The sequence below is a fragment of the Flavobacterium sp. GT3R68 genome, from assembly GCF_007109225.1.
GTDB lineage: Bacteria > Bacteroidota > Bacteroidia > Flavobacteriales > Flavobacteriaceae > Flavobacterium.
Map to the genome: position 1 here is coordinate 566,421 of NZ_VJZK01000001.1, position 23,024 is coordinate 589,444.

A 23,024-nucleotide genomic window follows, 5' to 3' on the forward strand; every position below is an offset into this window, starting at 1 on the left:
TTTGCTTCAAATCTTTAAACTCAAACCCTATGGAATTCGGCAGAATAATTATTTCAGAAAACGCAATGAACAGTGAAAATCTTCAGGATATAATTCATTCCAATATTTCGGTAATTAACTTGATGCGGGAAGAAAAGATTGATGATGATCTGATTCACAATGATGCTCTGATGAGTTATTATTTGGATTATTATACCTCACAATACACTCAGGGTAATTTTTCCCAGTTTGTATTTAATTCGGGTTGGAATTCCGAGTTAAACGAGTTGATTGAAGAAGGCCTGGCTTTAATCTGTGCCGAAAAACATTTGGAATTATTCAAACAACAAAGCAAAAAAGTAAAATTATTGAGCAGCGTGAAGCTGAATAAGTTCCTAACTGGAAAACTCGAAGGGGTAAATCCCACCAGAGATTTGCTCAACAATGACGCTTTTTTTGATCTGGATGAAAATTTGGCACACTTGAATGCCAATTTCTTAAAAACCCATCCTGATCTTGAAGTACTTTCGGTAGATGACATGTTTGCCGTTATTGAAGAATTTATCGGACATGAGATTAAAAGAGAGTAAACCACTCAAAACGATTAATTCACATAGATTTATATCTTTGTTAGATTGATTTCCATTACTATGAAAAACTTCAAGCCAATTAGCATCTTGTTATTACTAATCTTTTTGGTTTCCAACACCCAAGCACAAAACCATATCGTTATGCCAAAATTTTTGCAAAAAGGAGATACTGTAGGCATTTTGGCCACAGCCAGAAAAATTGATTCAGAAACCCTGCAGCCTGCCGTTGCGTTACTCGAAAGCTGGGGTCTGCATGTGGTCATCGGGCGAAGCATCGGGAAAGAAGAAAACCAATTGGCCGGACCCGACTGGCTTCGTGCCACGGATTTTCAGGAAATGCTCGACAATCCAAAAATAAAAGCCATTTGGGGTGCCAAAGGCGGTTACGGTACTGTTCGGATTGTGGACCGCATCGATTTTACCAACTTCAAAAAGAACCCGAAATGGATTGTGGGTTTTAGCGATATTACCGTTTTGCACAGCCACATCAACAATATGGATATCGCTACTTTGCACGGTATTATGGCAATCAGCGCAAAAACGGCAAGTCCTGAAGCAGTTGAAAGTCTCCGAAAAGCACTGTTCGGCGAAAAATTGGAGTATCATGTTCCTCATCACGCCTTTAATAAAATGGGAAGTGCGAAAGGCGAATTGGTAGGCGGTAATCTTTCGGTCCTTTATAGTGTCATGGGTTCCAAATCGGAAATCGATTACATAGGGAAAATTCTTTTCATAGAAGATCTGGATGAGTATCTCTATCACATTGACCGCATGATGATGAACCTGAAACGCAATGGGTATTTTGACGGTCTGAAAGGCCTAATTATTGGCGGAATGACCAGCATGAACGATAACGAAATTCCGTGGGGAAAAGATGCGTTGGAGATTATTCAGGACGTCACCAAGGATTTCGATTTCCCGGTGGTATATGATTTTCCGGCGGGACACTTAAAAGACAATAGGGCTTTGATTCTTGGTAAATCAGTCACGTTGGAAGTGAATGAAACCGAATCGGTTCTGAAATTCGAATAAATGGCAGAACATAATGATTTAGGGAAATTAGGAGAAAAACTGGCGGTCGAATTCCTGCAGAAAAACGGTTACTCCATTCTGGAAACGAATTGGACTTTTCAAAAAGCGGAAATTGACATTATTGCCAGAAAGGAAAACATCATTGCCGCCATTGAAGTAAAAACCCGTACCGGAGTAGATTTTGGATTGCCTCAGGATTTCGTAAAACCAAAAAAAATCCAATTGTTAGTAAAAGCAATCAATGAATATATAGTTGCAAACAACTTCGACAACGAAGTTCGTTTTGATATTATTGGGATACAAAAAGAAGGCAACCAATTCAAAATGGAACATTTAGAGGATGCTTTTTATTATTTTTAGCAGGTTAAATCCCTTACAAATTGTTTTTTCGACTATATTTGCCCAACCATAAATCTCAAAAAAATGAAAACCGTTTCTTCCGTTGTAGAGCATTACATTCAGACTAAACCATTTTTATTGGGTGCTCTTTCCCAAGGAATTATAAATTTGACGTCTTTGTCTAGAAATATGATGACGGAACTCGAAGGCGAGTTGGGAAAAGAGGTGAAGCAAGGAGCAATTGTAATGGCGCTGAAAAGACTTTCTGTCGATTTAGACTTCCGATTGAATCACAAAATCATAAAAGTTTTCAAAAATTTAGGGGAAATCACCGTTCGTTCTTCGTTGTGTGATTACACGTTTGCCGTTACGGATTCCATTTTAAACAAGCAAGTGGAGTTTATGTCTGAGATCAACAATTATTCTGATATTTTCTATACTTCATCCAGAGGTGTGAGCGAAACGAATATTGTTGTTAGTGAAAGTGTCAGCCATTTGGTAGACAAACACTTTTCAGACGAAAGACTCTTGCACAAATTTGACAACCTGGCGTCAATAACCGTTAAGCTTCCAAAAGAAAACGTTTCGACTCCGGGTATTTATTACTTTATCTTTCAACGTTTGGCGTGGGAAGGAATTGTCATCAATGAAGTAATTTCGACTTCCTGTGAATTTACACTTTTGGTTAGCGAAGATGAAATCGACGTTGCTTTTAAAGTAATCAAGGATCTCAAATCGTTGTAGGTCTACACCATTTCTATCATCTCCAAAGCTTTCCTGATTGATTTTACGTTTTCGAAAGTCAGCAATAAACGCAATCCATTGACGGTTTGTTTTTCCTTCATTTTGCACAACGTCGGATGCTTTTGTACAAACTGCAACACCTGATGAAAACGCTCCGATTGGTAATACTGTGATTGTTGGTCCGAAACAAAATAACAAATCATTTTACCCTGCTTCATTACCAGTTTTTCAACACCCAATTTCGTAGCAATCCATTTTATCTTAATACTGTTCAATAACGCAATTGCCGGTTTTGGCAATGGCCCGAAGCGGTCAATCAGTTTGTTTTCATACTTCAGAAGGGAATCCTCATCCTTAATCAGACTCAGTTCATTGTATAAATTCAGACGTTCCGAGATGTTATTGATGTATTCATCCGGAAACAACAATTCGAAATCCGTGTCAATCTGAATGTCTTTTACATATTCTTTTTCTTCCCCTTTATCTTCATCGGCATACAATTCCTTGAATTCATTTTCCTTCAGTTCATCGATCGCCTCGTTCATAATTTTTTGGTACGTATCAAAACCAATTTCATTGATAAAACCGCTTTGCTCACCACCAAGTAAATCTCCGGCACCCCTAATTTCCAAATCTTTCATAGCGATATTGAATCCACTGCCAAGTTCACTGAATTGTTCCAGTGCCTGGATTCGTTTGCGTGCATCATCTGTCATCGCAGAATACGGCGGACAAATGAAATAACAAAAGGCTTTCTTATTGCTTCGTCCTACGCGGCCTCTCATTTGATGTAAATCGGATAAACCGAAATTATTTGCGTTATTGATAAAAATCGTATTGGCATTTGGAACGTCCAAGCCACTTTCAATAATGGTGGTGGCCACCAGGACATCAAATTCACCATTCATAAAAGCCAGCATCAGTTCTTCCAGTTTTTTTCCGTCCAGTTGGCCGTGTCCAATTCCGACTCTCGCTCCCGGAACCAAACGTTGAATCATTCCGGCGACTTCTTTAATGTTTTCAATACGATTGTTGATAAAGAAAACCTGTCCGTTTCGCTGTATTTCATAAGAAATCGCATCCCGAATCAGTTCTTCACTAAAGCCGACAACATGTGTTTCGATAGGATATCTATTGGGCGGTGGGGTCGTAATAACCGATAAGTCCCTTGCGGCCATCAATGAGAATTGAAGCGTTCTTGGGATTGGGGTGGCGGTCAATGTCAGCGTATCCACATTCGCGGCAATCGTTTTGAGTTTGTCCTTGACGTTGACTCCGAATTTTTGTTCCTCATCCACAATCAGTAATCCTAAATCCTTAAAAACGACGTTTTTGTTCACCAACTGATGCGTTCCGATGACGATATCGAGTTTTCCATCTGCCAATTCTTTTAAGGTTTCCGTTTTTTGTTTGGCTGTCCTGAAACGGTTCAGATAGCCAATGGTAACGGGCATGTCTTTCAGCCTTTCCGTAAAGGTACGGTAATGCTGAAAAGCAAGGATAGTGGTTGGCACCAAAATAGCCACTTGTTTGCCGTTATCAACGGCCTTGAATGCAGCGCGGATGGCAACTTCTGTTTTTCCGAAACCAACATCTCCACAAACCAATCGGTCCATCGGACGGTCGCTTTCCATGTCGTTCTTTACTTCCTGCGTGGATTTGGTTTGGTCCGGGGTATCTTCATATATGAACGAACTTTCCAATTCCAGTTGTAAATAGCTGTCCGGTTTGTATCGAAACCCTTTCTCTAGTTTTCGCTTGGCGTACAATTGAATTAAATTGAACGCAATATGTTTGACGCGAGCCTTTGTTTTTTGCTTCAGAACTTTCCAGGCATTCGAACCCAGTTTGTAAATCTTGGGCGGGGAACCGTCTTTCCCATTGAATTTGGAAATCTTATGCAGCGAATGGATACTCACATAGACAATGTCATTATCGGCATAAACGAGTTTAATCGCTTCTTGGGTTTTGCCTTCGACCTGTATTTTCTGCAATCCGCCAAATCGCCCGATTCCATGATCGATATGCGTTACATAATCACCAACTGATAAGGTGGTTAATTCTTTTAGGGTAATCGTCTGTTTTTTGGAATACCCGTTTTTGATGCTGAATTTATGATAACGTTCAAAAATCTGATGGTCGGTATAGCAGGCAATCTGCATTTCCTCATCGATAAACCCTTGGTATAATGGAAGTACGATTGTGTCGTATTGTTTTCGGATGCTTTCATGGTTGGCTTCATCCAAAGTCTGGAAAATATCATGAAAACGTTTCGCCTGAGCATCATTGGAACAAAACAAATAATTTTTTATTCCATTGAAATGGTTGTCACCAAGATTATTCAGAAGCAAATCAAACTGCTTGTTGAATGACGGCTGTGGCTGAATATGAAATTCAAATGTTTTTTGGGTTTTGAAAATGGGTTTGGTCCCCAATTCTATAATCGTAAAATCCAATGCTTTTTTGATGAACGCCGATTGGTTCAAAAACAACTGCTGAGGTTCAAGATGTTTAACCGTCGCATTTAAGGCGGCAAAAGTCTCTTCGGCTTTTTGGAACAGCTTATCTAATTTTGAAAATAAAGCATCGGTATCCTGAATAAAAAGCACCGTTTTTTCATGGATATACTCGAGGAAGCTTTCACGGTTTTCTTGGAAAAACTTATTTTCGACATTGGGAATAATCGTTATTTTTCGTTGTTTTTCAATCGACAATTGTGTCTCAACATCAAAACTCCGGATACTGTCCACTTCGTTGCCAAAAAACTCAATTCGGTAGGGATTGTCATTTGAAAAAGAAAAAACATCGATGATTCCGCCACGAACAGAGAACTCTCCCGGTTCAGTAATGAAATCGACGCGCTTGAATTCATATTCAAAAAGCACTTCATTGATAAATTCAATCGAAATTTTATCGCCTACGGCTACTTTTAAAGTATTTTTCTCAAGTTCTTTTTTGGTGACCACTTTTTCAAAAAGTGCTTCCGGATAGGAGACAATGATGGCTGGTTTTTTTCGGGAATTGATTCTGTTCAGTACTTCCGCACGTAATAAAACATTGGCATTGTCGGTGTCTTCAATCTGATAGGGACGGCGATAGGAGCCGGGATAAAACAATACATCCTGTTCGCCTACGAGTTGTTCCAGATCATTCAGGATATAGGCAGCCTCTTCTTTATCCTGTAAAACCAATAGGAAAGGCAATTCACTTTTGGAAAAAAGGGAGCGGATAACAAAAGATGTCGACGATCCTAAAAGTCCTTTGAGGTGGATTTTATTTTCTCTTTGCTGTAAGCTTTCCGCAATTTGGTTGACTTTCGAAGATTTGTCGTATTTGCCTAAGAGTGCTGATTTGCTCAATGTCTAAATGATTTTAAAACGTAGTACAAAGATACTATTTTGCATTTGGAAGTTGGTAAAAAATAAAATCCGGTTCTTTCTCTGAAATTAGAAAAAGAACCGGATTGAAGTATTTGTGGAATCTAATTCATCAGCTTTTTGATCACTGTCTGATTGTTCTCCAGTTTTATTTTAACAGCCAACGCTTGGTTTTTTGCTGTAAGTGTTGAAATCACATATTGGTTTTGATTAAGATTATTGGTTTCAAAAAGAAGTCTTCCCAATAAATCATAAACTTCAATGGATTTAATTTTAACTAAAGTAGATTCAATAGTAATCACATTATTTTTAGCACTCGCCGCAACAGTATTGGTGTCCAAAACATGGGCTTCGTTTGATAATAATGGATTTACATAGTGAATTACAAATCTCGAATTGAAAGTACCGATGGCAGTATTAAAAGTATAAGGACCGGTTTTTAGATTGTGAACCGTCCCGGTCGTTAAATCTTGAAGAAAAATATCCTTGGAATCAAAAAAAGTGTCATTATGATCGAGTGTAATATCAAATGGGCCAACGATAGTAGTGGAGTAACCCAATGCAATCTGGTCGGTTATATTCCAGGGAAATGCTCTTCCCTGAATTGCATATCCTGTGGTTCCTATCAGAGAATAGAAATTGATAAAGGTTCCGGGTGCAGCAGCGGCATCGGTTCCAAAATCATAGCCGTTAGTAGCGCCCTCCTCATACCCGAAAGCCAATTGTTTAAAGGCACCTCCGGTGTTAGTCATATTCAGCCAGGTGTAATAATATTGTGGATCGGTTTGGGTGGTTTCAGTATTTTTAAAAAATTGCGAATTGTTTCCGCTGACGCGCATTGTATTTGTAAAAGTGATTGTCCCTGTTGCGCTTGAAGATGCAAAAAATCCCTGTCCGGATGCTACATAAGCTCCTGGGACGCTACCTCCCGTTACTGCTTGGGTTCCCACAAATTTAGTTCGGATGGCATAATCATTACTTGAAAACGAATTGTTTGTAATGGCAGTATTATGTGTCCAGAAATAAAGCGTTCCTAACGTAGTATTGTTAATTAAGGAAACTACACTAATAGCGGAAGGATAAGGGTTTCCCAGAAGGTTGTAATCCAATAGTGCGGGGTTGTGGATGATCACTCCGGCTGTTATATTCCCGTTGTTTGGATTTCCAGTGAATTCTCCGTTAAAAATCTGTGGTGTGGGAGTATAGTCATCCGGCGCACTAATAGCATATCCTTTTCCAGGAATCATAGTGTTGCTTCCGTTTTCACTTACCCATGTATTCGCAGCGGTATCGAAAGAAAAATAACGATCGGGGTCGGTCAAAGGTGAAAAGCCTGCTAATGTTTGTCCAGTAACAGGGGATGACCAATACGTGTACTCAAATTCACGCATTGCTGTAGCATTTCTCTTGAAGGTGATGTTTCCTGTATTGATTGCCGCGGCGTTAATTTGTAATAAACTGGCATTGTTCTCAAAAACCAGACTGGAACCGGCTGCGATGTTGATGTTGTTATCTACTGTGAACGTATGCCCCGAAGAGATGGTTACCAAAGAATTGTTTGTTATTAAAACCGTTTTGGCCGCAAAATCAATTACCGAAGAATAATTGGCGTTAAATATCGCGTCTTTACTGTTGTCCGGAGCGCCCGCATCCCAAATTGTTCCATCCCATGTGGTGGTCTGTGCGGAAACAGTATTATTGAAAGACATAAGCCCAATGAGTCCAAAAAGAATGGTTTTAAATAAAGTGTAAAATTTTGGCATAAGTGACGATATTAAATATTCAGTAAAATTACGATTAAGTATTTGATATAAAGTCAATTACTAAAAAATTATTTTTATTCAGGTATCTTAGTGGTGGGTACAGCTCGGGAAGTATCCAGCATTTTAATTAAATCGGATTCACCCTCTTCTTTCGGGATTAGATTTTTCCGGACAATTTCATCAAATTGTGCCTGAAGCGAGGCTAACTCAATATTGATTTCGCTAATCAGCGACAGGACTTTCTGAATCGGAATTTCATCCAGGTTGATGTACAAATTCAGTGAATTAATTTTGGTGGTCAGTACTCCAATCCTGCTTTTTACTGCCGGTTTACTATAGGTAGCCGGAATATTATTATTCAATTCCGTCACTTTTACTGAAAGTGTTTTGGCCTTTTTTTGAAAGGCACCCATAGTACTCTTTGGTTTTTGTGATAGTTCGTTCAGAAAAATTCTCCATTCACTCCAAGTGTTGGCAAGCGATTGAGAAGTTGCGTTGGATGGCTGCCCATTAAAATTCCAACCCTTATTGATATTTTCAAAAATAACGTCCTTTTTTTTAGCGTCTTTTGCATTTTCAGAAGTCCGTTTAGCGAGGTCTTCCTTGCAGGAAGTCAACATCAGAAGTAAAAGAAGGATATACGAAAATTGGATTTTCATTTTTATGGATTTTGAGCAAAGTTACAAAGGTAAATTATGAAAACAGAATCAGGAGTTAATATTTGTAACCGAATTGGCGACATATTGATTTTTATTTTTCGAAATCGCTATCTTTGCTCTTCAAATCGTTATTACATATGAGTACAAAAATTTTGATTATCGGAGCTTGCGGCCAAATTGGCACGGAACTCACCCAAAAATTACGAGCTATTTACGGTACAGAAAACGTTATTGCATCCGATATTAGAAAATTAAATACTGATGTAGTCAATTCAGGGCCTTTTGAAGTGGTCAACGCGTTGGATTTTAACCAAATTGAAAATCTTATTGAGAAACATCAAATTGATGAGGTGTATTTAATGGCTGCTTTATTATCGGCAACGGCCGAAAAAAACCCTGCATTTGCCTGGGATTTAAATATGAATTCGCTTTTCCATGTTTTGAATCTGGCGAAAGCCGGAAAAATAAAAAAGATATTCTGGCCGTCCAGCATTGCTGTTTTCGGACCTACAACTCCGAGAGAAAACACCCCGCAATATACCATAATGGAACCTTCTACTGTTTATGGAATCAGCAAACAGTCAGGCGAAAGATGGTGTGAATACTATCATAACATTTTTGGTGTCGATGTCCGTAGCATCCGTTATCCCGGTTTAATCAGTTGGTCATCGCCTCCCGGAGGTGGAACTACCGATTATGCGGTTGATATATTTCATAAAGCATTAGCAGATGGAACATACGAATGTTTCCTTTCTTCGGAAACGAAAATGCCGATGATGTATATGGATGATGCCATCAATGCAACGATTAATATCATGAAAGCACCCGCAGAGCAAATAAAAATCCGTTCTTCGTATAACCTGGCAGCCATGAGTTTTACGCCGACAGAAATTGCCGCGGAAATTAAAAAACACATTCCGGATTTCACAATAACCTATGCTCCGGACTTTCGTCAAAAAATAGCCGACAGCTGGCCCGCGAGTATCGATGATGCGAGCGCCAGAGAAGATTGGGGATGGAAGCACGAATTCGATTTAACTTCGATGACTACCGATATGTTGGAACATTTATCGTAAACCGAACTGTATATAAAAGTAAACGCCGCTTCTGTTTCAGGGCGGCGTTATCATTTATGTAATTCTGATTATTTAGACGTTTTCAGTTTCACGAGTAAAGCATCATCAAATGCGGTTTTTAGTTTGACCACTTCATCGGTGCTGTCATTTGGAATAGCGATGGACAATACGTAATGAGCAATTTTCCATTTTCCGTTCTGTAGTTCCAAAACGCCGGATCCACGGCAAATCTTCATTTGAGTATCCAGTAGTTCATCAAACCAGGCTGTTTTTTTGTCTTTACTGAAATAAATGTGACGTTCCACTGTTTTGAAGTTCCAGGCTTTCCCTTTGTTAAAATAAGGTTTAGCGAAAGCTATGAAAGCGGTTTTGTTCCAATTTTCGGTTGGATCGGTACCAATAAATATGGCGTCCTCAGTCATTGCACCAAAGTACTCGTTAAAATTGGTTTCGGCAGCAGCCTTATGCCAGGCATCGAGAGTTGCGTTAATTTTTGCCCTTTCCTGCTGAACATCTTTAAACGGAACAAAGGAGGAAAACAATACGATACCTCCGATAAAAAAGAAGAGTTTTTTCATGAAAATGGTATTAAATTTGGTATAATAAAAATATAAATCCGTAATGATTGTTATGTAAATATAGTATTTTAAGTTAAAATGGTAGTTTATGTGATGGCGTTTTGGTTATTTTTATAAAAAAAATAAGTTCATATATGAGAAAGTTGTATGCCCCAATGATGATTATTTTTTGCACGTTATTTTTCGCCACTGTTTCCTGCAACAAACGCGAAAAGAAAATAGCCGAGAATCAAAGTAAATTAAAAGAATATGAAATACCTTTTGATAGCGGTGTTATCAACGATTTTTTTTCAAAACACCCGAAATTAAAGGGATATCAGGCCGAAGTAGAATCTTTGTACAGCAAGCACGAATACCATTATGTGTGGTACGATAAAAACGGGATTAATGAGTTTGGAAATTTGTTATATGACAAAATCAATAATCTCGACGATGAAGGGGTTCAGGCCGTTGTTCCTTATAAAGACAGGCTGGATGAAGTGTATGAACATCCGGAAAACGGACAAAAACCCAACATTGAAACCGAACTGCTGAGTTCTTCCCTGTATTTTTTTTATGCCCATAAAGTATTTCACGGACTGGATGCCAAAAAAACAACCGAATTGGAATGGTATCTGCCCCGAAAAAAGCAGTCCTTCGTCACTTATCTCGATTCGTTATTGGCAAATCCTGCATTAATCAACAAAAATGAACAAGGCGTATTGAGCCAGTATTATCGTCTAAAAACGGTGTTGCAGCGCTATCGTGAATTGGAAAAAAAAGGAGGCTGGAAAACTATTGTTGTAGATTCGAAAATAAAATCTTACAAACCTGGGGATAGTGCCAAAGCGATTGCACAAATCAGAGAAAGATTGTTCATTACGGGTGACATTCGAATGGATTCGAAGAGTGCTGTTTATGATAAAACGCTGGTTGCAGGGGTATTAAAGTATAAACAACGGAACGGGAATATCGTCAACAAGACAATTTTACCGGAACATATCCAAGAAATGAATGTCCCGATAGCCGACCGTATCAAAACCATTATGATCAATATGGAACGTTGCCGTTGGATTTCGAATGACATCACCAAATCAAAAGAATTCATTGTGATAAATATTCCGTCGTACCAATTAACCTATTTCAAAGATGGCAAGCCTGAACTGCGCTCAGATGTTGTAGTTGGTAAAGCGTTGAATAAAACCGTTATTTTCAGTGCCACCATGAAATACATCGTTTTTAGTCCGTATTGGAATGTGCCGACGACCATTCTTAAAAAGGAAATACTTCCGGGCATTGATGAGAATCCGAATTATCTGGAGGAACATGAAATGGAGTGGTTTGAGGGAAATGTACGACAACGTCCTGGACCCCAAAATTCATTGGGAAAGGTCAAGTTTTTGTTTCCAAATTCGAACAATATCTATCTGCACGATACGCCTTCCAAAAACTTATTTAACAGTGAGGACCGCGCTTTCAGTCACGGATGTATCCGTGTTCAGAAACCAGCAGAACTGGCCAAAATTATTTTAAAGGATGATAAGAACTGGACACGTGAAAAAATCGATGAAGCAATGGATGCAGGAGTGGAATCCTGGTATACACTTAAAAATAAAATCCCAGTGTATATCGGTTATTTTACCGCCTGGGTGGACGACAGAGGAGCGGTGCATTTCTATCAGGATATTTATGAACGAGATCCTGAATTGGCTTCCTTGATATTTAAGAAGTAATGAAATTTATAAATAAAACCCCGTTAGGTGCCAACTTACGGGGTTTTATTTATAAAGTATTAAATCTCATCCTCTTCTTTTGGAGCGGAAGTAAATCCCCACAGCATATATACTGGGCAGCACCCAATAAAACTGGTAATAACAAACATTATAGCTATAGCCGATAGCACGTAACTGAGTGTTCCCGTGACTACATCAGTATTGACCAGATATACCAACATCGCTGCAATAATGATGCGGATGGACTTGTCAAGCATTCCCATATTATTTTTCATTTGGAATGTTTTTAAAAGTTAAAGCAGGTGTGGTGTTATAACACTAACCAAATCATTCTTAGAAAGGACGCCTGACTGCCTCCAGAGTTGCTTCCCATTCCGGAACAGCAGCATCGTCGGTATGCCTCGTACCTGAAACTGCGAAGCAAGCGCCTCGTTTTTATCGACGTCAATTTTTATAATGGATATATTGTCCCCGAATTCGACCTTTACCTCCTTCAAAATTGGCGTTAAAGCTTTGCATGGACCGCACCAGGTGGCAAAAAAATCCACCAGGACCAGCTTATCCCTATTGATGAGATCTGAAAATGTATTCATATCATCATATTCAAAAATTTCGAATAAAGTTACTGAATATTTTGAAAACTCTAAATATTAGCAGCATTAAATTTTTATTAAATAACTGTAAATCAGTACCTTTATAAGACATGTCTCAAAAACCAATGCTCATGAAACGTCATCTATTATTCATGCTGATTTTGCCCTTAATTTGTTTTGCCCAAAATACTTTAAAAACGACAACGCTGCCTCCGCCATCCAAAGCAACGGGCAATTATTCCAAAGTAATCGGATGGAAAGGGGGCCAGACACCAATTGCACCTTCAGGATTTGTAGTGAGCAAGTATGCTGACGGTTTTAAAAATCCCCGTTGGATTTGTATTACACCCAATGGCGATGTTTTGGTGGTGCAGAGTAATTCCAATTACAGTTGGCTGAAGCGCATAGGGGCCTCACTAATAGGGGCCGGAAGATCCAATAATCTCAAACCAAGTGCCAATGTCATTACGTTATTGAGGGATTCAAACAAGGATGGCGCCCCGGATCAGCGGGAAACCTTTTTAACAGATGGCCTCAATCAGCCTTTTGGAATGCTGGTAATCGGGAATTGGTTTTATGTGGCCAATACCAATGCTTTGATTCGGTATCCATACCAACCAGGCCAAACAAAGATAATCGGCAAAGGAGAAAAAATTGCGGATCTTCCTGCCGGAAAACACAACCAGCATTGGACGCGAAATATCATCACCAATGCCGATAAAAGCAAAATCTATATTTCGATTGGATCCGGATCAAACATCGCGGAACATGGAATTGCAAACGAACTTTCAAGGGCGTGTATTTTGGAATTAAATCCGGATGGTACCGAGTTGCGAGTGTTTGCTTCGGGTCTTCGGAATCCGGTAGGCATGGATTGGGCGCCCGGATCAAAAACGTTATGGACGGTGGTGAATGAACGTGACGGTTTGGGGGAGAATTTGGTGCCGGATTATCTGACTTCTGTTAAAGAAAATGGGTTCTATGGCTGGCCGTATGTTTATTTTGGAAACCATATTGATGTCCGGGTGAAGGAAATGAAACCGGATCTGGTTGAAAAAACCCTCGTTCCTGATTTGGCTTTAGGGTCACACACAGCTTCTCTGGGATTGGCTTTTTATACCGGAACAGCTTTTCCTGAAAAATACAGAAACGGCGCTTTCATTGCCCAGCATGGTTCCTGGAATCGGAAAATACTTTCGGGTTACCGCGTGGTTTTTGTTCCGTTTAAAGACGGAAAACCTTCCGGTGATTACGAAGATTTTCTTACGGGGTTTATTATTGATCCCAATAAAGATAAGGTACACGGAAGACCAACGGGAGTTTTTGTTCATCCCGACGGATCTTTATTACTGACGGACGACAAGACCAATACGGTCTGGCGCATCGCCGCTAAATAAAAGTTTTCCTGTTTATTTTTAGTGGAAAGACGATTCCATGGCTTTCAGCATTCCCGCAGTCGACCAGGAACTTGGCACCAAGATTCTTCTGACAGTGTATAAAGGATCAAGAGTGTCTCTTTTGGTAGCAAGAATGAATGCCATTTTGTAACCCTTCTCTTTTAGTTGAGGAATGGCCGCCTGATTCCACAATCCGAATGGATAAGCAAAATGTTTTAAAGGTTTTCCGGTAATATCTTCGAGCTTCTTTTTTGGTTTAGCGAACTGAAGATTCCAGTCTTCACCCGAATATTTGGTTACCATATGATGGTCCCAGGTATGGGCTGCAATTTCATGTCCGTCATCGGCTAGCTCCTTAATCATCTCTTTGGTCATGTAGTTGGGACGGTTAATAGAAACGGTCATGATGAAAAAAACGCCCTTAAAACCATACTTTTTCATTTCGGCGGCACCGACAGTATATTGCTGCAGATTGGTATCATCAAATGTGAGCATTACCGGTTTAGCCGGCAATGGCACATCATAGGCCAGGTAATCGTATAATTGGTCTGGGCTGATGGTATGGAACCCATTCTCTGATAAAGTTTTCATCTGCTCTGCAAAAGCCTCCGGAGTTACCGTATAGGCTCTTTTGTATTCACTGTCACCGGGTTGGATGTTCTTGATGTGGTGATAGCACAGCACCGGAACTTCCTTTTTTGCCAGAATTGTAGCCGCATCAGCCATTGTTTTTTTGACAACTTCTTTTTTAACAGGCTTTACGGCCACAGGTTCGGTTTTGTCTTTTTTCGCTTCAGACTGACAGCCAACAACTAAAAAAAGCAACATAACAAAGGAAATAGAAATATTTTTCATAGAGGAATCTACCAGGAATTATTGAAATTGAATATACATCGGGATTGGGGTGAACTTAAGCAATTCTTCAGGAGTGTAAAGTCCGTTTGGATCTTTCTTAATGTCATTCTTATAAAACAGTTTAAATCCTGTAAACTGCACCGGCTCTCTTTTAATATAAGTCAGGTATGTAGATTTTTTCAAAATTTTAGGACCGAATCCGTCCATATCCATTACGATCTGAACTTCAGGAACTTTTTTGATTCTTTTATAATCGGTTACCATTCCTTGTGTAAAACGGTGCACTACCAAAATCTTCGGAGGCAGATTGTTTTCACGTACAATTTTGGCCAGGTAATCAATAGCGTCATTGATGTCATCCGCATTCATCGTTCCGATTTTTCTTCCCGGGACATGTCCGAATTTCATCGAAAACTCCGGATCGATTCCTAAATGTACCTGTGGTAATTTTAAATATTGTTCCAACGTAGGCACTTCTTCTTTTACCGTGCTGTGTCCCACCTGAATATCAAGAAAAACAAGCGCATCGATAGGTTTAGCCCATTTGATCACCGTATCAATCTGGCGCAGTGACAAACGCATGCGGTATTTATTATCTTTTCCGGGAACACCCTGTGCAGTGGTAGCGATATAATGCAATGCCGGAATGGCTTTCACCGTTGGATCGGCTGCCTGCCATTTGGCAACTTCTCCCTGAAGTTTCTTCAGCATTTCGTCTTTTGGCAATTCGCCCAAAATCCCCATTCTTTTGGAATACAAATTTCCGTAAAATGCAATGATCCGGTTGTACGGTAAAATAGCGCCCGGTAATGGGTAAGGTGTTTTTACAGGCCATCTTCCGGTAGTATCACCGTTACTGATTGCCAGCATTCTTTTGTTATAATCAGCGGTATCGATGACGGTGGCTGCTTTTTTGGTTTCGGTTACTGTAGTAATGGAATCCTTTTTTTTATTTTCACTTGCCGTGACAATGGTATCATTTTTTTTGCAACTGGTAACACAAAGTAATACTATTGGAAGTATGCGGACAAGAACAATAAACGGCTTTCTCATAAATAAATTCTAAAGATGGATTTTCACAAATATAAAGCATTTTAGGAATTGGAAACTAACAGTAATCGTTTTATGGTGCTAATTTTTAACATAATCGGTTCAAAGACTTGATTTACTTGTATTTAAACGGAACAAATTTAAGTTAATTATGGCTTCATCAATAGATTTTTGAAAACCGAAAGAAAAAGCTAACTTTATGAAACTTTTCTAATCCTCTAAATAGCAAACCATTGTTCAAAAATTTCCTTTTCACTTTACTGCTTTTGGTAATTACCGGCGTTGCTGTTTGTGCTCAGGGCAAAAAAGATACAATTGTACTTTCGCAGGTTGTTTTGAAAGGACCGCCCATTAAAAATGCACTGCAGAATACCGCTTCTTCCATTTCGGTGATTACGGAAGCTGACCTCAACAAAAGTGACGGCATTGTGCTGACGCCGGTTTTGAATAAAATCCCCGGGGTCACCATGCAGCAAGGGGCGTTGAATACCAACAGGATTACGATTCGGGGAATTGGCGCGCGGTCCCAATACGGAACCACTAAGATCAAAGCGTATTTTGACGGGATTCCGTTGACTTCCGCCGAAGGGGAAACCACTATTGATGATATTGATCTGGCGGCTATCGAAAGAATAGAAATCACAAAAGGCCCCAATTCCACCAGCTTTGGTTCCGGCTTGGGTGGCGTGATCCAATTGTTTTCCAGAGAAATACCGTCGTTGGAATCTTTTGGAAAATCATCCCTTACTTCGGGGAGTTTCGGTTTGCTGCAGCAACGTCTTTCGGCAGGATACAGCAATGCCAAATACAATTTATACAGCAGTTATACCGATTTGCAAAGCGAGGGATTCAGGGACAACAGTTCGTATAACCGAAAGTCATTTAATTTTCATGGCAGGCAAAAAATCACAGCTCATAGCAGTTTGTCTTTTTTAGGGATTTTCACCAAATTAAAAGCTTTTATTCCCAGTTCGCTGAATGAAACCGATCTGGAAAACAATCCGCAGAATGCTGCCACCACTTGGGCAGCGGCGAAAGGTTATGAATCATTTGATAAATTTATGTTGGGTTTGGGGTACAGTCATCAGCTTTCTGAGAAATGGGTTTTGCAGACGAGTGTGTTTGCCAATTTAAAAGACGCGTATGAACCCCGGCCGTTTGATATTTTGGATGAAAACACCAGTTCCTTCGGTTTTCGTGCGAATGTGAATTATAAAGAACAATTGTTTTCGCGTCCTTTCGAATTAAGTTTTGGTACCGAATTGTTAAGCGAGAACTACCAGTATTCTCTTTTTGAAAATGAGTATCAATCGCAGCCGGGACAGGGAAGCATTGAAGGGGATAAGTTCAGTGACATCAGGCAAAACCGGAAGTATGCCAATTATTTTCTGCAAATGGAAATCTGGCTTTTATCATCCCTACATCTCGAAACCGGTATTGCTTTCAATACGACCAAATATACTTTAAATGACGTCTTTGAGAATACTCCCGAGAACCCGTTTACTTTTGGGGAAGTCTGGTCACCACGCTTGGGATTGTCTTATAAAGTCAGTCCAGGGAAGAACCTGTTCGCATCCGTAAGTAAAGGATTTTCGGTTCCATCCGTTGCGGAGACACTGACGCCGGAAGGCCAGATCAATACCAATCTGAAACCGGAAATCGGGTGGAACTATGAAGTGGGATTTAAAGGCAATTGGTCAGCAAAATTATATACCGAAGTCACACTGTATAGCACCCAAATCAAGAATCTTCTGGTGGCGCGCCGCACGGCCGATGATCAATATGTGGGAATCAATGCAGGCAGCAGTTCGCATTCCGGCTTAGAGTTCATTATTAATTATAAACTTTATGACGGTCAACACTTTCAACTCACGCCGTATGTTTCAGGGGCGGTCAATACTTTTGAATTTAAGGACTTTGTCGATGGCGATGCTGATTATTCCGGAAATGAACTGACGGGAGTTCCTGATGAACAGTATAACTTCGGAGTGGATGTGAACACCAGATGTGGATGGAGCCTGAATTCGTCTTTCCGCATGACGGGGAAAATTCCGCTGAACGATGCCAACACCAAATATACCGAAAGGTATTCGCTGCTCGATGTTAAAACGGCGTATGTTTTTACAATCCTGAAGCACCTGAAAACGGAATTGCATGCGGGAGTCAATAATGCTTTGGATGCCAAATATGCAGCGAGTATTGTCCCGAATATGGTGGCGTTTGGGAATGCTGCGCCCCGCTATTTTTACCCCGGAAACCCGGTAAATTATTATGGCGGTTTTTCTGTCGCGTATGTTTTCAGGTAAAAACTACTTCGGCATGATCCGGATAATTCCTTTTCCTTCGACACCCATATAGATATAACCGTCCGGGCCTTGCGCTACATTCCGCATGCGGCCGATATTGGTGGCGATTTTCTGCCGTCCGATAACCTGGTTGCCTTTCAGCTTCACCAATTCCAGATATTGAAATTTCAGTGAGCCAACTAATAAATGTTCTTTCCATTCGGGATACACATTGCCGGTGACGAAAGCCATTCCGCTGGGAGCGATGGACGGTATCCAATAGTAAATGGGTTTTTCGATACCGGGTTTCTCACTTTGTTTACTGATGGTGGTGCCGTCATAATCGATGCCGTAGGTCACCACCGGCCAACCGTAGTTCGCGGCTTTTTTGATGATGTTGATTTCGTCGCCACCCTGCGGGCCGTGTTCGTGCGTCCAGATGGCGCCTGTAGTGGGATTTTTTGCCATTCCCTGCGGATTGCGATGCCCATACGAATAAATTGCTTTTTTCGCGCCAGCCTGATTCACAAAAGGATTGTCTTTTGGGATGCTTCCGTCGTCATGGAAGCGGTATATTTTTCCGCCATCGCGTTGGATATCCTGCGGGTTTTTGAAGTGTTCGCCACGTTCCCCTATCGAGAGATACAAATAGCCTTTGTTGTCAAAGGCAATGCGGGAACCAAAGTGCTGTCCGGCGGTGGTATTGGGTGTGGCTTTGTAAAGCGATTGGATTTGCGTCAGGCTTCCGTTAACGATTTTGGCACGTATCAGTTTGGTATGGCCGCCATCACCTCCGCTTTCATCTGATGCATAGGTCATATAGATCCAGCCATTTTTAGCATACTGAGGATGCACGGCGATGTCCAATAAGCCACCCTGTCCGTGGACATATACTTTAGGGACATTCTTTATTTTGGTTTTTACGCCTTTTTTGATTTGGTATAGCGTGCCGCTTTTTTCGGTAACCAATAAGGTTCGGTCCGGTAACCAGGCCATTCCCCACGGAATATCAATACCGGAAGCGACGGTTTGGAACGTGTAGTTTTTCACTTCGGCTTTAAGGGGAACATCGTTGGGTTTTACCTGAGCTTCGCAGCTTATAAAAAGCAACGAAAAGACGGAAAGATAGAACGATAGGATTTTTTTCATGACGGTTCTTTTTAGCAAAACGAAACTTAAAGATAGTGAAAAGCAGCGGAAGTATACTACTGCGCGCAAGGCATAAAGCAGCGTGCGGAAGACATGAAGCAGCGTGCGGAGAGAGTAAAGCAGCGTGCGGGAGGGAAAAAGCAGGGTGCGGAAGGAAGAAAGCAGCGTGCGGAAGGGATAATGCAGCGTGCGGGAGGGACAAAGCAACGTGCGGTAGGGATAATGCAGCGTGCGGAGAGCATAAAGCAGCGTGCGGAGAGCATAAAGCAGCGTGCGGAAGGGATAAAGCAGCGTGCAGAAGGGAGTTTACTGCGAACGGGAGGTATGTGTGTTATTGCGGATTTTTCTTTAACTGGATTTCTGTCTGGATTTTAAGGATGCAAAATATTTTAATTCAATACTTCAACAAAAACTCCAATTACTTTAAAATCAGTTAAATCTTCATCTACTAAAATCAAATCTGAATATCCTGGCAAAGTAGAGTGTGGTTTCAGAATTATTGAATTATGATTCCAATTTTCTTCAGTAACCGTTTTTTTACTTTCATATAATTTTACGGTAAAACCGGAACCAAAATCAGAATCTTGAATATTAGTTTGGTGAACTAATACAATTTTACCGGATCTTGAACCACCCGGATCTTTTTTAAATAAACACCAAGAATCACTAGGAATAATTTTATTCATAGATTCTCCAATTACTTTACATACAAAATAATCGTGATTATATTTAAAGGGTTTAATTAATTCAATCCAGTCGGTTTCTGAGTTAATTTGTAAATTACTAAAATTACCCGCTGCAGCTTTTATATTGTAAAGAGGGATACAATTTTCATATTCATTTACTTCCTCGGGAGGTAGAATTCTGAACGGATTAATAATTGAATCTTCAATTTCATCTGAAACAACATCAATTGAAGCATTATCAAACTTATTAGTCAAATATTCATAAATAGAATCTTCAACTGTATTATTCATAGAAAAATGAACTTTAACAACAGACACTTGTTTTCCGTTATCATCCGGAATTGATGTTTGCCTAAAACTATTTTCAATTGGAGTTACATTTCCCATGAAATAGAATTCTGTTCCTTCATCATTATTTTTTTTTACAAAAAGAGGCAAACGCAAACCACTTTTATAATTTTTAATTGATAAAACATCAGGACTATTCAAAGTACGTTTTGACTTAGACATCCATTCGAATTCTGAATTGTTTATAAAACCATCTTCATATTTGGTAGTACTAGAAATACTTTCCTCTTTGTGGTAATTTACGAAAATAGGACAGTTTGTTTTACTAGAACTTATCATATAACCGCCAACATTTTGTGCTAAAGGATTACTTTCCCAATTTAAAATTCTAAAAACATCTTTCCGTGAATATTTTCGATACAAAACAAAACCCTCAATAAATTTACTCTTCACAAATAATTTATTAAATGTTTGAATTGAATAGTTAACATTGTCTTTTAAGAATTTTAAAAAAGTTAATTTTTTCAATGTTTTAGAGAAAGATTCATCAATTATAATTTGATTGCCAACTTTTTTTAAAACATTAATACCATATATTTCATGAACAGTGACCAGCTTTTTATTTTTATTTTCAGTTATAAATTTAAAATTCAAATTATTTATACATGATTGAATTGTTTCGTCTGAAAGATTATAGTCATACTCCTTATTTACCAAATCTTTTAACTCCGAAATATTAATTTTGCCTAATTCTATTATGCTATTAAGGATTAGACTTTCTTCAACACGTTTCGAATTATTTATTTCATTTGAAAAAAGCTCAAGCAGTTTTTTTTCGTTATCATCCAATAATGGTTTTAAACTATCTTCTAAATCCATCATAAAATTGTAATATGATTTTGAATAACCTACATAAAGAAATGGATCTCTAGAACCATGTTCAATAAAATCAACCATCATAGGAATTCTGCCTAATTTGAATTTTAATAGTCTGTAATCGTTGACTAAATCCTTTTTCAATTGCATATTTGCAGTATCAATGGCTTCAAATATTTTCTCCTTTGAGATTTTATCAAAATTTATTGTAGACGTTCCAGGTATTAAATTACTTCCGCTCGACATTAATTTTCGTAAAGAATCTTTATTATAAGAAGTGTCGCCATATAGTGCAATAGGGACTAAAAAGTTATTTTTATAGTTCCCAATAAAATCAATTACTGTTAAATATTCCTTATCGTCAATTTTTCTTAGTCCGCGACCAAGTTGTTGAACAAATATTATTGCAGATTGAGTTGGTCTCAGCATTATTACTTGATTCACACTGGGAATATCAATTCCTTCATTGAAAATATCGTAAGTGAATATATAATCAATTTTATTCTGCTCATCTTTAGATTCAAGTTTTAAGATTGCTTGAGCTCTTTCTTCTTCAATATTTTCTCCACAAAGGGAGATTGTTTTTAAACCTCGTTTATTAAATCCTTCTGAAAGGACTTTACTTTCTGGAAGGGACGAACAAAAAATTAATCCTCTTACATTTCCATTATCGCAACCATAAATACCTGCCTTTTCAATTATTCGGTCTATTCGCTCTTCAGAAGCTAGATACTTAAAATCTGTTTTTTCGTCTAATAAACTTCCATTCACAGTTATATCTGTTACGCCATAATAATGAAATGGACTTAGAATATTCTCTTCTAAAGCTCTGTGCAAACGGATTTCATATGCAATGTTATAATCAAATAACTTAAAAACATCTAATCCGTCAGTTCTTTCAGGAGTTGCTGTCATTCCTAATAAAAATTTAGGAGTGAAATAATTCATTATTTTTTGATAGGATGCTGCAGCTGCTCTATGAGTTTCATCTATTACGATATAATCAAAATGACTTTGTTCGAATTGTTTCAGATTTTCCTCTTTAGAAATTGTTTGGACAGTACAGAAAATAAAATCTGCTTGTAGGTCTTTACTACTTCCAGAATATATCCCCATAGTCTTAGAATTACCAAATATTGATTGGTATGTCCGCATTGCAGCTTTTGCAATATTTAAGCGATGTACTACAAATAGGAATTTTTTTGGGTTAGTTTTCTTTGCATCGAATGCTGATAAATAGGTTTTTCCGGTTCCTGTAGCTGATATTAATAATGCTTTTGATTTACCTTGAATTCGCAATCGTTCGAGATTGCGCAAGGCTTCCACTTGCATTGAATTTGGAATTATTTCCTTTATACTAGAAATAATTAATTTATTTTTAAGCGCTTTATTAAAAGCAAATTGTTCTTTGTATAAAACTTCATAGTTTGCGATAAAAGCTGAATCAACAACAACAGCTTTTGCATATTCAGCTGTAAATTCCTTTATCGCATTAAAAATAATATGGCTTATGGGTGTTGCTGTAATTTTTAAATTCCATTCTATATTCGTAGATAGCGCACTTGCGGTTAGATTACTACTTCCTATAATCAAATCATATACTTCTCCTTTTTTAAAAAGGTAACCTTTTGAATGAAAAGCACTATCAACAGCTATTTTTACTTCAATATTATTGAATTGTAATAGTTTTCTCAAAGCCTCAGGCTGCGTAAAATTTAAGTATTGAGACACTAATATTTTACCTCTAATACCTTTACTTTCTAAATCGATTAAAGTTTCTATTAAACTTGCAACACCACTTGTTGTTATAAATGCCACTGAAAACCAAAACTCTTCACAATCATTTAATTCTTGTATAATCGTTGAAAGAACTTTTTTACCTTCAATCTTATCATTAACTAATAATTGGGGTAGATATCCGCTATAGGAAGGAAGACTTCGGCTTAAAAAACCTGTTTGTAAACTTTGCTCTAATTGAGTAATTATTAAACTCATA

18 protein-coding genes are annotated in these 23,024 nt (G+C 38.8%); 8 read left to right on the plus strand and 10 right to left on the minus strand.

Annotation, left to right across the window (positions count from 1 at the left end; translation table 11 throughout):
- The first annotated feature begins 29 nt into the window (after nucleotides 1-29).
- From FNW07_RS02450 to FNW07_RS02465, 4 genes are all read left to right on the plus strand, one after another.
- The gene (locus FNW07_RS02450) at nucleotides 30-569 is read left to right on the plus strand and encodes a hypothetical protein (RefSeq protein ID WP_126742438.1); all 540 of its coding nucleotides are present in this window, start codon (nucleotides 30-32) and stop codon (nucleotides 567-569) included.
- Nucleotides 570-704: 135 nt separating this feature from the next.
- The gene (locus FNW07_RS02455; protein ID WP_370511488.1) at nucleotides 705-1,601 is read left to right on the plus strand and encodes an LD-carboxypeptidase; all 897 of its coding nucleotides are present in this window, start codon (nucleotides 705-707) and stop codon (nucleotides 1,599-1,601) included.
- Entirely contained in the window at nucleotides 1,602-1,961 is a 360-nt protein-coding gene (locus FNW07_RS02460) for a YraN family protein (protein WP_126742440.1), read from the plus strand.
- A 63-nt stretch (nucleotides 1,962-2,024) separates the two neighbouring features.
- Complete coding sequence (locus tag FNW07_RS02465) at nucleotides 2,025-2,684, plus strand: aspartate kinase (RefSeq protein ID WP_126742441.1); 660 nt, start codon at nucleotides 2,025-2,027, stop codon at nucleotides 2,682-2,684.
- Between the two features lie 2 nt (nucleotides 2,685-2,686).
- Here the strand turns inward: FNW07_RS02465 and mfd are convergent, their stop codons facing one another.
- The 3 genes from mfd to FNW07_RS02480 all read right to left on the minus strand — a co-directional run bounded on the left by mfd (nucleotide 2,687) and on the right by FNW07_RS02480 (nucleotide 8,483).
- A complete protein-coding gene (gene mfd, locus FNW07_RS02470; RefSeq protein ID WP_126742442.1) occupies nucleotides 2,687-6,043 on the minus strand; it encodes a transcription-repair coupling factor in 3,357 nt (1,118 codons plus the stop codon).
- Nucleotides 6,044-6,165: 122 nt separating this feature from the next.
- Nucleotides 6,166-7,824, minus strand: coding sequence for a T9SS sorting signal type C domain-containing protein (locus FNW07_RS02475; protein ID WP_126742443.1), 1,659 nt, complete (start codon nucleotides 7,822-7,824; stop codon nucleotides 6,166-6,168).
- 74 nt (nucleotides 7,825-7,898) lie between these two features.
- Nucleotides 7,899-8,483: a hypothetical protein gene (locus FNW07_RS02480; protein WP_126742444.1), complete on the minus strand. Its 585-nt coding sequence runs from the start codon at nucleotides 8,481-8,483 to the stop codon at nucleotides 7,899-7,901.
- 137 nt (nucleotides 8,484-8,620) lie between these two features.
- Between FNW07_RS02480 and FNW07_RS02485 the strand changes: the two genes are divergently transcribed.
- Nucleotides 8,621-9,559: an L-threonine 3-dehydrogenase gene (locus FNW07_RS02485; protein WP_126742445.1), complete on the plus strand. Its 939-nt coding sequence runs from the start codon at nucleotides 8,621-8,623 to the stop codon at nucleotides 9,557-9,559.
- A 68-nt stretch (nucleotides 9,560-9,627) separates the two neighbouring features.
- Here FNW07_RS02485 and FNW07_RS02490 read toward each other — a convergent pair whose 3' ends face one another.
- A complete protein-coding gene (locus FNW07_RS02490) occupies nucleotides 9,628-10,137 on the minus strand; it encodes a nuclear transport factor 2 family protein (protein WP_126742446.1) in 510 nt (169 codons plus the stop codon).
- A gap of 134 nt (nucleotides 10,138-10,271) precedes the next feature.
- On the opposite strand from FNW07_RS02490, the gene FNW07_RS02495 reads away from it, so the two are divergent.
- Nucleotides 10,272-11,849, plus strand: coding sequence for a murein L,D-transpeptidase (locus FNW07_RS02495; RefSeq protein ID WP_126742447.1), 1,578 nt, complete (start codon nucleotides 10,272-10,274; stop codon nucleotides 11,847-11,849).
- Between the two features lie 59 nt (nucleotides 11,850-11,908).
- Here FNW07_RS02495 and FNW07_RS02500 read toward each other — a convergent pair whose 3' ends face one another.
- Together FNW07_RS02500 and trxA are read right to left on the minus strand one after the other, a co-directional pair.
- The gene (locus tag FNW07_RS02500; RefSeq protein WP_126742448.1) at nucleotides 11,909-12,124 is read right to left on the minus strand and encodes a DUF2892 domain-containing protein; all 216 of its coding nucleotides are present in this window, start codon (nucleotides 12,122-12,124) and stop codon (nucleotides 11,909-11,911) included.
- 18 nt (nucleotides 12,125-12,142) lie between these two features.
- Nucleotides 12,143-12,442 carry a thioredoxin gene (gene trxA / locus FNW07_RS02505; protein ID WP_126742449.1) on the minus strand — a complete coding sequence of 100 codons (300 nt, stop codon included), beginning with the start codon at nucleotides 12,440-12,442 and terminating at the stop codon, nucleotides 12,143-12,145.
- A gap of 131 nt (nucleotides 12,443-12,573) precedes the next feature.
- Between trxA and FNW07_RS02510 the strand changes: the two genes are divergently transcribed.
- Nucleotides 12,574-13,839, plus strand: coding sequence for a sorbosone dehydrogenase family protein (locus FNW07_RS02510; RefSeq protein WP_126742450.1), 1,266 nt, complete (start codon nucleotides 12,574-12,576; stop codon nucleotides 13,837-13,839).
- Nucleotides 13,840-13,857: 18 nt separating this feature from the next.
- Here the strand turns inward: FNW07_RS02510 and FNW07_RS02515 are convergent, their stop codons facing one another.
- Together FNW07_RS02515 and FNW07_RS02520 are read right to left on the minus strand one after the other, a co-directional pair.
- Entirely contained in the window at nucleotides 13,858-14,694 is an 837-nt protein-coding gene (locus tag FNW07_RS02515; RefSeq protein WP_126742451.1) for a polysaccharide deacetylase family protein, read from the minus strand.
- Nucleotides 14,695-14,712: 18 nt separating this feature from the next.
- Nucleotides 14,713-15,747: a hypothetical protein gene (locus FNW07_RS02520; RefSeq protein WP_126742452.1), complete on the minus strand. Its 1,035-nt coding sequence runs from the start codon at nucleotides 15,745-15,747 to the stop codon at nucleotides 14,713-14,715.
- Between the two features lie 230 nt (nucleotides 15,748-15,977).
- On the opposite strand from FNW07_RS02520, the gene FNW07_RS02525 reads away from it, so the two are divergent.
- Nucleotides 15,978-18,050 carry a TonB-dependent receptor gene (locus FNW07_RS02525; protein WP_255512718.1) on the plus strand — a complete coding sequence of 691 codons (2,073 nt, stop codon included), beginning with the start codon at nucleotides 15,978-15,980 and terminating at the stop codon, nucleotides 18,048-18,050.
- A gap of 3 nt (nucleotides 18,051-18,053) precedes the next feature.
- Here FNW07_RS02525 and FNW07_RS02530 read toward each other — a convergent pair whose 3' ends face one another.
- Together FNW07_RS02530 and FNW07_RS02540 are read right to left on the minus strand one after the other, a co-directional pair.
- On the minus strand, nucleotides 18,054-19,178 hold the full coding sequence (locus tag FNW07_RS02530) for a PQQ-dependent sugar dehydrogenase (protein WP_126742453.1): 1,125 nt from the start codon (nucleotides 19,176-19,178) through the stop codon (nucleotides 18,054-18,056).
- A gap of 389 nt (nucleotides 19,179-19,567) precedes the next feature.
- The gene (locus FNW07_RS02540; protein WP_126742455.1) at nucleotides 19,568-23,023 is read right to left on the minus strand and encodes a DEAD/DEAH box helicase; all 3,456 of its coding nucleotides are present in this window, start codon (nucleotides 23,021-23,023) and stop codon (nucleotides 19,568-19,570) included.
- Nucleotide 23,024 lies beyond the last annotated feature (1 nt).